The organism is Actinomyces sp. oral taxon 180 str. F0310, from assembly GCF_000185285.1.
Lineage (GTDB): Bacteria > Actinomycetota > Actinomycetes > Actinomycetales > Actinomycetaceae > Pauljensenia.
Genome location: NZ_GL622194.1, coordinates 1,386,465 through 1,398,528, shown reverse-complemented (window position 1 = coordinate 1,398,528; position 12,064 = coordinate 1,386,465). Strand labels below are relative to the sequence as shown.

At 66.5% G+C, this 12,064-nt stretch carries 11 protein-coding genes; 1 reads left to right on the top strand and 10 read right to left on the bottom strand.

The window, feature by feature from the left end; translation table 11 throughout:
• Positions 1-8 precede the first annotated feature (8 nt).
• On the top strand, positions 9-863 hold the full coding sequence (locus HMPREF9006_RS05930) for a VanZ family protein (RefSeq protein WP_009212665.1): 855 nt from the start codon (positions 9-11) through the stop codon (positions 861-863).
• Here the strand turns inward: HMPREF9006_RS05930 and HMPREF9006_RS05925 are convergent.
• From HMPREF9006_RS05925 to HMPREF9006_RS05880, 10 genes are all read right to left on the bottom strand, one after another.
• A complete protein-coding gene (locus HMPREF9006_RS05925; RefSeq protein ID WP_009212664.1) occupies positions 850-1,233 on the bottom strand; it encodes a type II toxin-antitoxin system death-on-curing family toxin in 384 nt (127 codons plus the stop codon). The two genes, HMPREF9006_RS05930 and HMPREF9006_RS05925, sit on opposite strands and share 14 nt — an antisense overlap.
• A gap of 4 nt (positions 1,234-1,237) precedes the next feature.
• Positions 1,238-1,441, bottom strand: a complete 204-nt coding sequence (locus HMPREF9006_RS05920) for a type II toxin-antitoxin system VapB family antitoxin (RefSeq protein WP_009212663.1) — start codon at positions 1,439-1,441, stop codon at positions 1,238-1,240.
• A gap of 39 nt (positions 1,442-1,480) precedes the next feature.
• Positions 1,481-2,122, bottom strand: a complete 642-nt coding sequence (locus HMPREF9006_RS05915; RefSeq protein ID WP_034231247.1) for a response regulator transcription factor — start codon at positions 2,120-2,122, stop codon at positions 1,481-1,483.
• Positions 2,123-2,207: 85 nt separating this feature from the next.
• Positions 2,208-3,341 (bottom strand): sensor histidine kinase, encoded by a 1,134-nt coding sequence (locus tag HMPREF9006_RS05910; protein ID WP_009212661.1) that lies wholly within the window; start codon positions 3,339-3,341, stop codon positions 2,208-2,210.
• Between the two features lie 9 nt (positions 3,342-3,350).
• Complete coding sequence (locus tag HMPREF9006_RS05905; protein ID WP_009212660.1) at positions 3,351-4,142, bottom strand: ABC transporter permease; 792 nt, start codon at positions 4,140-4,142, stop codon at positions 3,351-3,353.
• A gap of 100 nt (positions 4,143-4,242) precedes the next feature.
• A complete protein-coding gene (locus HMPREF9006_RS05900; RefSeq protein WP_009212659.1) occupies positions 4,243-4,962 on the bottom strand; it encodes an ABC transporter ATP-binding protein in 720 nt (239 codons plus the stop codon).
• A gap of 1,314 nt (positions 4,963-6,276) precedes the next feature.
• Positions 6,277-8,190: a dipeptide ABC transporter ATP-binding protein gene (locus HMPREF9006_RS05895; protein WP_009212658.1), complete on the bottom strand. Its 1,914-nt coding sequence runs from the start codon at positions 8,188-8,190 to the stop codon at positions 6,277-6,279.
• On the bottom strand, positions 8,187-9,155 hold the full coding sequence (locus HMPREF9006_RS05890; protein ID WP_009212657.1) for an ABC transporter permease: 969 nt from the start codon (positions 9,153-9,155) through the stop codon (positions 8,187-8,189). Before HMPREF9006_RS05890 ends, HMPREF9006_RS05895 begins: the two co-directional genes overlap by 4 nt.
• The gene (locus HMPREF9006_RS05885; protein ID WP_009212656.1) at positions 9,148-10,074 is read right to left on the bottom strand and encodes an ABC transporter permease; all 927 of its coding nucleotides are present in this window, start codon (positions 10,072-10,074) and stop codon (positions 9,148-9,150) included. Before HMPREF9006_RS05885 ends, HMPREF9006_RS05890 begins: the two co-directional genes overlap by 8 nt.
• A gap of 286 nt (positions 10,075-10,360) precedes the next feature.
• On the bottom strand, positions 10,361-11,953 hold the full coding sequence (locus HMPREF9006_RS05880) for a peptide ABC transporter substrate-binding protein (protein ID WP_009212655.1): 1,593 nt from the start codon (positions 11,951-11,953) through the stop codon (positions 10,361-10,363).
• Positions 11,954-12,064 lie beyond the last annotated feature (111 nt).

Genomic DNA, 12,064 nt, shown 5'->3' with positions numbered 1-12,064 from the left:
GGGATGACATGTACACGGCAATGAACTGGGCGTGGGACCTGGGGCTCTACGCCACCGTCTGCGCGATCACCTGCGCGCTGTGGTGGATGCTCGGGCGTCGCGGGAACCCCAGTGTCACCGCGGGGCGTGCCGAGGCCTCGACCGACTCCGCCCAGAGCGCCGGGCGGGTGAGCCGCGCACGCCTGACCGTCGCTCAAGCACTGCCACTCATCTACCGGCGCTCGAAGCGCACGGGTGCGCTCCTGCCTCGCGAGGAGCACCCGGACACACCGACGACGGCGGAGATCCCCGTGGTCACGGCCCCCTCCTCGTCGAGGTGGAGGCTCCCGCGCGCCCTGCCTCTCGCCTGGATCCTGTATCTCGCGGGCCTGCTGATTTTCACGCTGCTGCCGCTGCCCTCCGACCCGGTGGCTGCGTGCGCCGGGATCATCCACTGGGACAACTACACGCCGTTCGGGTCCTTCGTGGCCGTCGCCGACCAGTTCCGCGACGGGGAGAACCTGCGCGGGACCCTGTACGCTCTGTCGATCCTGCTGAATATTGCTCTGTTTGTGCCGCTGGGTGCCCTCGCGGAGACCACCTGGCGTATCCGGCGCATGCGCCGCGCACCCGAGGGTGCGCCCGCCGACGGGTCTCGCCTGGCCCCCTCGATCCCGCACCGGCGCGTCCTGGCGTGGGTGGTGATCGGCTGCGCTGTCTCCTGCCTTATCGAGGCGACCCAGTACACGGGCCTGTTCGGTGTCGTTCCCTGCACCTACCGTGTCGTCGACATCGACGACGTCATCATGAACACGCTGGGCACCTACGTGGGCGTGCGGCTCCTGCCTCGCGTGGCGCGCAGGTCGTGGTTCATGCGCGCGTAGGCGTCCATTCCGACAGCGTGGCGCAGACTTGTTCAAGCGTCACGTCAGAGGAGGCGACGGCGATAACGAGCTCGTACACGTCATCGTTGGAGACCGACTCGTTGATGACGGCTGCGTTGAGGGACAGGAAAACGGAACAGGCCGCCCATGCAAGGCGCTTGTTTCCGTCGACCAGCGCGTGGTTTTTCGTGAGCGATTCGAGTAAAGCTGCGGCCTTAGCGGCGGTGGACGGATAGGCGTCCTGGCCCATCAGCGATGTTTGGGGGCGTAGTGCTGCTGCATTGAGGAGGCCGAGATCCCGGACGGGACCGATTTTCAGTGCGGATACGATATCCAGGAGGTCCTCAAGTGAGAGAAACTCGCACGGCATGGTGTTACTGGCCGAGTCGCTCAAGTGCGTCCCCCCAGCGCTCAACGGTTTGGTTGAGTGCGTCGGTGACGCGCTGACGGTGGGTCATGCGGTTGAATTTCTCATCGATGGCGCGCAGCACTGCATCGTGTTTTGACGTGCCGGAACGCCGGGCGAGCTCGTCGAGCTTGCGTGCGTGTTCCTCGTCGAGTCGGAGTGTCATAGCCATATCGGCATGGTATCACTCTGATACTACTCACGTGCCCGTCTACAGCCAGCCGGCCGACCGCGCCAGGGATGCCGCCTCGGCGCGCGTGCGCGCATCCATCTTCAGCATCGCCGAGGACACGTGATTGCGGACCGTCCCCTGGCTCAGGGTCAGCGCGTGGGCGATGTCGGCGATCGTGCCACCCCCCTCGACCTCGCGCAGCACGTCGGTTTCACGCGCGGTGAGCGGGGAGGCCCCCGCGGACAGCGCGTCGATCGCCAGGCTCTGGTCGATCGTGCGGCCACCGGCGGCGACCGTTCGCACGCCGTCCACGAGATCTTCAACCGGCGCATCCTTCACCATGAAGCCGGAGGCTCCCGCCGCCAGCGCCCGCTGGAGGTAGCCCGGGCGCCCGAAGGTCGTGACCACGAGGACACGCACGCTCGGGAAGCGCGTGCGGATCGCCTCCGTCGCCGTGATTCCATCCATGCGCGGCATCTCGACATCGATGATGGCAACGTCCACGGGCGTGCGGGTGCGCGGCGTGGTTTCCTCGACGGACAGGCGCGCCAGCTCGTCGAGGGCCTCGACGCCGTTGGCGGCCTGCGCGACGACCTCGATGTCGGTCTCGAGATCCAACAGGCCCGCCAGGGCGCCTCGAATCATGGCCTGGTCGTCGATCACCATGACGCGGATCGTCACATCGCCCTCCCGTCCGTACGCATCTCGGACATAAGGGTAGCGCAGGTGCCGCGCCATGACCGGCAGCGGCGGACGGGCGACGCGCTCACCGGGGCTTGTTTGCCTCGGGAATCTCGTCAGGCGCGGCGGCCGCGTCGGCCTCGGGGAAGGACAGGGCGAGCGTCCACTCCTTGCCCTCGGGTCCCCACGACAGCTCGCCCTCGTCGCCGACCAGCTCGGCGAGGCCGTGGAGGCCCGACCCCGATCCGGCGGTGGACGCCGCGTAGTCGGGGGAGTAGCCGTCGCTGAGGACCCGCACGCCCGCAGGGGACAGGGTGATGCTCACGCGCGTGGGCTTGGAGTGCAGGAGCGCGTTGGTCACGCCCTCGCGGATCACGTGGGCGGCGGCACTGGAGCGCGGCCCCGAAGGTGGCTCGCCCTCGTTCGTGATGTCGGCGTCAATGCGCGCGATCTCGAGCAGCGAGCGCGCCTCGTCGAGCTCCTCCGCGGGGGACAGGGCCCGCGTGGCCGCCACGATGCGGCGGACGTCGGCCAGGGCCTCCTGCGACTGGGCTGTGATCGCCTGGATCTGCTGGCGCGCCTCCGCGGTGCGTCCCGCGTCCAGGAGGCGGCCCGCCAGCTCCGAGAGCATCGAGATCCCCGTGAGCGAGTGCCCGAGGATGTCGTGCAGGTCCGTGCTCAGGCGCGCTCTCTCGCCGACCTTCGCGCGCTGGATCGCCTCCTGGCGGCGCAGTCGCTCGCGCACCGAACGCTCCATGCCTGCGCGTGCCCCGCCGACGAGGACCCCCAGCAGTGCCAGGTACGCGAGCATCCACAGCGGGGTTTCTTCCGCGAGCGCGGTGACGGCCGCGAGGACGCCGATCGGGACGATGCCCGGGAGCAGGTAGCGCAGGGGGGCTTGGAAGATCCACGCGACCAGCAGGTAGGAGAACATCATGTAGGCGTAGGGGAGCCCGATCCGCCAGGCGTAGAGGGCGTAGATCACGGAGACGGCGGCCAGGCACGCGTGAGAGATCACGAACGGCCTCGTGAAGGAGTTGCGTCCCGGAGGGGGATTCGTCAGCCACGTGGCCGCGTTGGCCACCGCGAGGAGCAGACACGCGCCGATGACGCCCGCGCCCTCAAGCCTGTTGGGCATGTCAAGGGCCGAGGAGATAGGGAACCCCATGAAGAGCATCCACGGGGCCGCCCACGCCAGGGAGATCAGTCGCTCTTTCATAGCCGCACCCTAGCGGTTCGTGTCGTGCGAGGCACCCCACCAGGCGATGAGCGCCGGGATGAGCGTCCATGCCGCGAGGTTGAGCCAGGCGGCGGTGCTCATCGGGTTCCCTCCGCTGACCGCGTAGACGGCCTGCACCACACCGTAGAAGGGCGTGAAGGGGGCGACGTGGGCGACGAAGGACGGCATCTGGTCGAGGGGCATGAACATGCCCGACGCGAAGGCGCTGAATACCATGATGAACGCCGAGGCGCTGTAGGCGTTCTCGCCCTTGATCGTGTAGCCGCAGGCCAGTCCGATGAGGGCTCCGAGCGCGGATAGCCCGATCACGACGGCGGCGCTTTCGGCCCAGATGGCGGCCGCCATGCGGGCCCCTGTGGCGATCCCGAAGCCGAAGGCGATGGCCGTGATGAACGCGCTCAGGACCATGAGGGCGCCGAGCCGGGCCAGGAGGATCACCCACGGTTGGATGGGGGTGAGGGCGTACATGCGTGAGATGCCGGTTGTGCGCTCCACGGACACGGTGGCTCCCAGCGATCCGCCCACCAGGAGGACGCCGTAGGTGGTCATCATGACGATCATCGCGGCGGCGACGTTGCCGCGCGCGGTGAGCGTGTTTCGGGCGGTGTCGGTCATGCCGAACATGGCGTACATGAAGAGGGGAAGAACCAGCGCGAAGGCCATGTTCCACGGGTTGAGGATGTGGGAGCGGAAGGTGGTGAACCACAGTCGTCCCGCGCCCTTGAAGGGGCCGGGGATGACGTGGTTGGTTGTGCGTGCGGGTGTGGCTTGAGCGGTCATGATTCCTTCTGTGGGTCTGGGGGCGAGGAGGTGGCCTCGTCCGGGGGTGCCTCGCGCGGTGGGACGCGTTGAGGTGAGCGGGGTGGGGGCAGTCGCGGCGTCACTCGGCGTCGGAGTGCGACGCGATGCGTTCGAAGACGTCCTCAAGGTCCTCGCCTTGGGCGACGACCTCCTCGGTGGGGGCGTCCAGGACGATGTGCCCCTCGTCGATGATGATGATGCGGTCGGCTTCCTTGCGCGCCTCGGTCAGGTAGTGGGTGGCGAAGAGGAGCGTGCGCCCGGAGGCGGTCTCTTCGCGCATCGTGTCCCAGAACTTGCGGCGGGCTAGGGCATCCATGCCGGCGGTGGGCTCGTCGAGGATGATGAAGTCGGGGTTTCCCGCCAGGGCGAGGGCCAGGCGCACGCGCTGGAGTTCGCCGCCGGAGAGCTTGGAGAGGCTGCGGGTGGCGAGTTTTGTCAGGTCTGTCCGCTCCAGGAGATCATCCGGGGGAACGGGGTTGGCGTGCATCGAGGCGACCAGGGCGATGGTGGAGCGAACGCTGCCGTCGCGGGGTAGTGACCCGGACTGGAGCATCGCGCCCACGAGCGAGCGGCGCACGGCCTCTCGCGGGCTCATCCCGTAGACGCTGACGTCCCCCGAGGTGGGGCGTGCCAGGCCGAGGATGATGTCCAGGAGCGTGCTCTTGCCCGCGCCGTTGACGCCCAGGAGGGCGACGATCTCGCCGGGGACGAGGGTGAGGCTGACGTCGCGGAGGGCGTCAACCGTGCCGAATGACTGGTGGAGGGAGTGTGCCTGTACGGCGGGTGTTGTCGTGTTCATGACATCAGTGTGCCCCCCGCCCCGCGCGCGCAGAAGTGCCCTTTGAGGCAGGGGGGTGGGTGACAAATGTCAGGGGTGCGTGTGGGGTGGTCTGTTGTCCGGGTAGGCTCGCTCGCGCATGCAATTCCCACGAGCTAGTTCTCTATGGTGTCCGAAAACGTTGGAATTGCAACGATGTGACTTCAATGTGTGAAAGGTTAACAGGGGAATTGCATGCGAAATTGCTTCGGTTGGTGGCTGTCGCTGTGGCTGTCCGCGTGCCCGTCACTGCGCACGTTGGCCCGATAGGTGGCGGCCTGGGCCCTTTGATGCGCACCTGGGCCCGATGACATGCACGTGGGCCCTCTCACCCGCACGTTAACCCGACGACATGCGCGTCGCACGCTCACGCAACTCCATCGAATACTTACGCTGGCCAGACATCCCAAACCTCCAATCCGGCCTAAGACACTCTCCACAATACCTGGGACACATCAGGGCCCACCTAAAAGCATGCACACCGTGCCAGACACCAATGTGCCCAAAACGCAGACCACCTCGCCAACAACACCCCGTTTTCACCGGTTTTTGCCGAGGTGGTCTGCACTCTGGCGAGCACATCGCCTCACGTCGTGGCCGCACTGCCGCCGCTCGGGGGGGAATTGCACTACATGAGCGTCCGACACGCCGGTGACACGCCCCCAGAGGGCTTCATGTAGTGCGATACCCCCATTGCTGCCCCGATCGGCAGCTATGCGTGACAAACGTCGTCAAACCAGCGCGATTTCAATCGCCTTGCGCGGACTCCTGTTACAAACGTCGTCAATCTGCGCCAAAAAACCTGTATTTTCAGCGAATAAGCCGTTGGATTGACGACGTTTGTAACAACCACACAGGAATCCACACAAAAACGCCTTGGATTGACGACGTTTGTAACAACGCACAGCCGAACATCCCGTCATCACTGCAACCACCCATCAGCACATCAGGCCCCACAGGTACGGAGGGCGCCGGAAGGCCAAGAGGGCCTGGCTGCGGTGCCCGTGGGCGGGGCCAGGAGTAAGGCTCCAAACAGCGACCCGGCCCCACTGGTGTGGAGGGACCGGAGGGCGCAAGAGGGCCTGGCTGCGGTGCCCGTGGGCGGTGGCGGGGCCTGGCCGGGCTTCGAGGCGACGCGCCGAGCGAAGCTCGCTGCGCGGACGGCTCGCGGGCGGGCCGCCGCCCAAGGCGCAGCCTGGCCCAGCGGGGCCACAAGCAAAGCCTGGAACAAAGACACAACAAACAGCGTGGGGCCCGAAGCGCCTCAGCGCCTCGGACCCCTTCCGTGTCAGTGGCTCACAGGTTGAGCTGAATGCCGCGACCGGGGACGGCCTCGATCAGCTCCCGCGTGTAGTCCTGAACGGGGTTGTGGAAGAGCTCGTCCGTCGTGTTGGCCTCGACGAGCTTGCCCTTCTCCATGACGATCACGTCGTCGGCGATCTGGCGGACGACCGCCAGATCGTGCGTGATGAACAGGTAGGACAGTCCCAGCTGAGCCTGCAGGTCGTTGAGCAGGTAGAGAATCTGGTTCTGGACCAGCACGTCCAGCGCGGAGACGGCCTCGTCCAGGACGATGACCTCCGGGTTGAGCGCGAGGGCACGGGCGACGGCCACGCGCTGACGCTGACCGCCCGAGAGCTCGTTGGGGTAGCGGCGCATGGCGCTGCGTGGCAGCGCCACCATGTCGAGGAGCTCCGAGGCGCGCGCGATGCTCAGCTTCTTGGGATTGAACTCGCGCTTCTCGGCGGCGCTCAGGGAACGCTTGGCGTCGGCTGCCTCAACCAGGACGCTCATCCATTCTTCGGGCTCGCGTCCCGTGGCCTCGGCGCGCTTGATCTCGGCCCGCGCGTAGTCCAGGGTCCCATATCCGTGGATCTTCAGGGGTTCCTCGATCAGGCGGTAGATCGAGAACATGGGGTCCAGGGAGCCGTAGGGGTTCTGGAAGACCGCCTGGAGGCGCCTGCGCAGTCGGAAGAGCTCCGCCTCGCTCATCGTCGAGGTGTCCTGCCCGTCGAAGTACACGGTGCCCTTCGTGGGGGTCAGCAGGTGCAGCACCATGTTGGCCGCCGTGGACTTGCCCGAGCCGGACTCGCCGACGACCGCGAGGGTCGTGCCGCGACGCAGCTCGAAGGAAACGTCGTCGACGGCGAGGAAGGTGTCGTTGCCCTTCTTGGCGCCGCGGATGTCGAACTCCTTGGTGAGGTGCTCGGCCCGGATGATGGCCTCCTTGGAGGTCGCGCCCTTTCCGGCTCCCGTGAGCTCCTCCTCGGTGACCTCGATGCCGCGCTTGTGCGCGGACTCGATGCGGGCCGAGGCCAGGGACGGCGCGGCGGCCACGAGGCGCTTCGTGTAGGGGTGGCACGGGTGCTGGAGGATCTCCAGGGCGGGGCCGGATTCCACGATGCGTCCGCGGTGCATGACGACCAGCTGCTCGGCGCGCTCGGCTGCCAGGCCGAGGTCGTGCGTGATGAACAGAACGGCGGTGCCCATCTCGCTCGTGAGCTTGCCGAGGTGGTCCAGGATGCGGCGCTGAACGGTGACGTCCAGGGCGGAGGTGGGTTCGTCGGCGATCAGCAGCTTGGGGTGCGCGGCCATGCCGATGGCGATGAGGGCGCGCTGGCGCATGCCGCCGGAGAACTCGTGCGGGAACTGCTTGGCGCGGCGCTCCGCGTCGGGCAGCCCGGCCTCCTCCAGGAGCTGGGTGACGCGCGCTCCCACCTCAGAGTGCGGCACGACGTTGTTGGCCCTGAGGGCTTCCTTCACCTGCGTGCCCACGCGGAGCACGGGGTTGAGGTTGCTCATCGGATCCTGGGGGACCAGGCCGATGCCGGAGCCGCGCAGCTCCACCCACTGCCTGTTGGTCAGGTGGGTGATGTCGCGGCCGTCGAACTCGATGGTGCCGCCCGCGACCTTACCCGTTCCAGGGAGCAGGCCGATGACCGCGGCGGCGGTCGTGGACTTGCCGGAGCCGGACTCGCCGACGATGGCGACGGTCTGACCGGGGTAGATGGTCAGGTTCGCGCCGCGTACGGCGGGGACGATCCCCGTGGAGGAGGTGAAGGTGACCTCCAGGTCCGTGATCTTGAGGAGGGGCTGGGCGTCCTCGGGGTGGATGTCGGTCGCGGCCGGGGCCGCGCTGGGGGCGACGGCCCGCTCGACGACCTCTTCCATCTGAGTGTCGGAGAGCTGGGGGGTGTTGGTTTCGCTCACTTGCGTGCCTTCGGGTCGAGGGCTTCGCGCACGGCGTCACCCATCATGATGAAGCTGAGAACGGTCAGGGCCAGGGCCGAGGCCGGGTAGAACAGGACCATCGGGTTGGTGCGCAGGGCTGTCTGGGCGGCGGAGATGTCGGCGCCCCAGGAGACCACCGACGGCGGCAGGCCGATGCCCATGAAGGACAGGGAGGCCTCGGAGACGATGAAGGTACCCAGCGCCACGGTCGCGTACACGATGATCGGCGCCATCGAGTTCGGGATGATGTGGGTCATGAGGATGCGTGCCCGCGACGCACCGGTTGCGCGTGCGGCGGTCACAAACTCCTCGTTCTTGGCGGACAGGACCGAGCCGCGAGTGATGCGGGCGATGGACGTCCACCCGAACATCGACAGGACGACGACAACCATGGCGATGGAGCGCGAACCCTTGAACATCTGCATGAAGACGATGGCGGCCAGCAGCAGCGGGATCGCGAAGAAGACGTCGGTGATGCGCGAGAGGAGGGCGTCGAACCATCCTCCGAAGTATCCGGCGAGGGCTCCGATGGTTCCGCCGATGAGGGAGACGGCGATCGTGGTGAGGATGCCGACCGAGACGGAGGCGCGTGCACCGTAGACGACGCGCGCGTAGATGTCGCAGCCCTGCTTGTCGAAGCCGAAGGGGTGGCCGGAGGTGGGGCCCGCCAGGGAGGAGGACAGCTCGCAGAACTTCGGGTCGGTGGAGGTGAAGAGCCACGGGAATATCGCCAGGAGGGCCGCGCAGGTGATGATGAATGCTGCGATCCAGAAGATCGGGCGGCGGCGCAGGCGCTTCCACGCCTCACCCCACACGGACGAGGGGGCGCCCTCGTCGGCGACGGCGTCGACCGCGCCGAGACCCGTCTCGTCGATGTCGGAGACGTAGTGGTCCTGCCCCGCGCGGGTCCGGGCGATGTTAGCGGAAGGAATCTGGTCACTCATAGCGGATCCTCGGGTCGAGCACGGCGTACAGGAGGTCGACGATCAGGTTCGCGATGATGTAGACCAGCACGAGCACTGTTGTCACCGACACGACGGTCTGGGGTTCGCCCTTGATGATGGCGCTCCACAGGGTGCCGCCGACGCCGTGGATGTTGAAGATGCCCTCGGTGATGATGGCGCCGCCCATGAGGGCGCCGAGGTCGCCGCCGATGAAGGTGGCGACGGGGATGAGGGAGTTACGAAGAATGTGGCGCGTCATCACGACGCCGCCGGATAGGCCCTTGGCGCGCGCGGTTCGCACGTAGTCGGCCGAGACGTTCTCCGACACGGACTGGCGGGTGAGTCGGATGACGTAGGCCAGGGAAACGCCGCCGAGCACCATGGCGGGCATCGTGAGGCTCCGTATGTCGACCACCTGCGAGGCGGTGGTGGGCAGGAGGGCCAGCTGGACGCCCAGGACGTACTGGAGGACGAAGCCCAGAACGAAGGTGGGGACCGAGATGAGGAGCAGGGAGACGACGAGGATCGTCGAGTCGAACCACTTTCCTCGGCGCATGCCCGCGATGACGCCCAGGGTGATGCCAAGGATGGTCTCGATGGCGAGGGCGTAGATGGCCAGCTTCGCGGTCGTGGGGAAGGCGTTGGCCATGATGGACGTGACCTTCTGACCGTTGAACGCGGTGCCGAAGTCGAGGGTGAAGACTCCCTTGAGGTACAGCAGATACTGCATCCAGAAGGGCTTGTCCAGGTTGTACTGGGCGCGGATCTGCGCGGCGGCGGCCTCGGAGAGGCCGCGGTCGCCGCCGAGTGCGGCGACGGGGTCACCTGGCATCAGGTAGACCATCGCGAAGATCAGAAAGGTGGCTCCGAAGAAGACCGGGATGGTCTGGAGGAGTCGCCGTCCGATGTAGCGGAGCATGGACAATCCTTTAGTGTTCGTGTCTGGGGATGGGGGGTCCCGATCCCGTGGGGCGCCTCCAGCGGGAGGCGGACTATGAGTTCATCATAGGGTAAAGATTGGGCAAATGGCGCGCGAGCGTCTCGATTTGTCTGTCGAACCGATGGCCACCGTTTGGTGCGGAGGCACGTTCTGCGGGAGAACCGCCTGATGGAGGTCCTTGCTGACGCCGATGAACGCCTGGAATGTGCGGGGGGCGGGCGGCTCGTGCCGCCCGCCCCCCGACGAGAGGTGAGAGTCTAACAACTCACTTCTTGGTGATCTGGTAGGCGACGGGCTGTCCCTTCCAGTCGAAGTTCACGTTGCTGACCTTCGTGGACCATGCGCCGTTGGCGTTGGTGTACCACAGCGGGACGACGGGCATGTCCTGGAGCAGGATGGTCTGGGCCTGTTGGAGGATCTTGTTCGCCTCGTCGGAGGAGGTCGCGGAGGACGCCTGGGTCAGCAGGGAGTCGAACTCCGGGTTGGAGTAGTGACCCTTGTTGGAGGAGCCGCCCGTGATGAACTGCGGCTGCAGGAAGTTGTACAGGGCAGGGTAGTCACCCATCCAGCCGTTGCGGAAGGCGCCGGTCATGGAGTCGGAGTCTTCGGCGTTGAGGAGGGACTTGAAGTCGGCGAAGGGGTTGCCTTCGGCCGCAATACCCAGCGTGTTCTTGATGGAGTTGGCCGCGGCGTCCACCCATTCCTTGTGCCCGCCATCGGCGTTGTAGGCGATGGTGAAGGTGCCGTCCCAGGGGGAGATGGCGTCAGCCTGTGCCCACAGCTCCTTGGCCTTGTCGGGGTTGTAGGTCAGGACGTCGTTGCCGGAGATGTTCGCGTCGTAGCCGGCCAGCGTCGGGGCGGTGAAGTCCTTGGCGGGGGTGCGGGTGCCGTTGAAGATGGTCTTCGTGATGGTCTCGCGGTCCACGGCCATGGAGATGGCCTGGCGGCGCAGGCGGCCTTCCTCGCCGCTGAAGTGATCCAGGTACTGCGGGATCGTGAAGTACTGCGAGCCGGCGTAGGGCTGGTTCACCGTGCGGCCCGAGAGTTCGGACTCGTAGGTGGCGAACACGGATGCCGGGACGGCGTCGAGGACGTCCACGGAGTCGGAGGAGAGGTCCTGGTAGGCGGCGTCGAGGCTGGAGTAGAAGATGAAGGTCACGCCTTCGTTCTGGGGCTTCTCGTCGCCGACGTAGTTCTCGTTGGGAATCAGGGAGATCTTGACGTTGTGCTCCCACGCGTCGGCCGAGGCGAGCTTGTAGGGGCCGTTGCCGACGGGCAGCTGGCCGCCGGCCTCCGGGTCGCTCAGCGTGGAGTCGGGAAGCGGGGCGTAGGCGGTGTATCCGAGGCGGGAGATGAAGTCCGAGGTGGGGTTCTTCAGCTTGGCGGTGAAGGTGTAGTCGTCGACCTCGGTCAGGCCGGTGATCTCACCGTTGCCCTCGTCGTCGGTGCCTTCGAAGAAGTCGAAGAACGTCGCCTGCGGCTGGTTGGCGGAGGTGACCAGGTTCCAGGCCTTGGTGAAGTTGTGGGCCTTCACGGGAGAGCCGTCGGAGAACTTGCGGTCATTGTGGAGCTTGATTGTCCACTCGGTGGCATCGCTGTTGGGCTCAATGGACTCGGCGACGTCGAGGACAGCCTTGCCGTCGTTCTCGTAGCGCACGAGCTCGCTGAAGACAGCGGTGAGGATCTTGCCGCCGCCGTTCTCGTTGGTCATGCCGGGCAGCAGCGGGTTCTGGGGCTCGGAGCCGTTGAGGGTGACGATCTTGTCGCCGGAGCCGGTTGACGTGCCGGTGCCACCGCAGGCGGTCAGGGCGAGTGCGGCGGCCGCGGGGATGACGAGCCATGCCTTCTTCAGGTTCATGGATTCTTCCTTCTGGTCGATGGTTGATCTGGGGGCGACGCCCTCAGCTATGGTCCGAGCCTAACCCGGTGCGCATGAAAGACTCCAAGGATGTCCATCATGTGCGCATTA

What these genes read in the sequence shown, in the direction of transcription:
- HMPREF9006_RS05930 (WP_009212665.1), top strand. Translation starts at nt 9, where the DNA reads ATGTACACGGCAATGAACTGGGCGTGGGACCTGGGGCTCTACGCCACC.
- HMPREF9006_RS05925 (WP_009212664.1), bottom strand. Translation starts at nt 1,233, where the DNA reads ATGCCGTGCGAGTTTCTCTCACTTGAGGACCTCCTGGATATCGTATCC.
- HMPREF9006_RS05920 (WP_009212663.1), bottom strand. Translation starts at nt 1,441, where the DNA reads ATGGCTATGACACTCCGACTCGACGAGGAACACGCACGCAAGCTCGAC.
- HMPREF9006_RS05910 (WP_009212661.1), bottom strand. Translation starts at nt 3,341, where the DNA reads ATGAAAGAGCGACTGATCTCCCTGGCGTGGGCGGCCCCGTGGATGCTC.
- HMPREF9006_RS05905 (WP_009212660.1), bottom strand. Translation starts at nt 4,142, where the DNA reads ATGACCGCTCAAGCCACACCCGCACGCACAACCAACCACGTCATCCCC.
- HMPREF9006_RS05900 (WP_009212659.1), bottom strand. Translation starts at nt 4,962, where the DNA reads ATGAACACGACAACACCCGCCGTACAGGCACACTCCCTCCACCAGTCA.
- HMPREF9006_RS05890 (WP_009212657.1), bottom strand. Translation starts at nt 9,155, where the DNA reads ATGAGTGACCAGATTCCTTCCGCTAACATCGCCCGGACCCGCGCGGGG.
- HMPREF9006_RS05885 (WP_009212656.1), bottom strand. Translation starts at nt 10,074, where the DNA reads ATGCTCCGCTACATCGGACGGCGACTCCTCCAGACCATCCCGGTCTTC.
- HMPREF9006_RS05880 (WP_009212655.1), bottom strand. Translation starts at nt 11,953, where the DNA reads ATGAACCTGAAGAAGGCATGGCTCGTCATCCCCGCGGCCGCCGCACTC.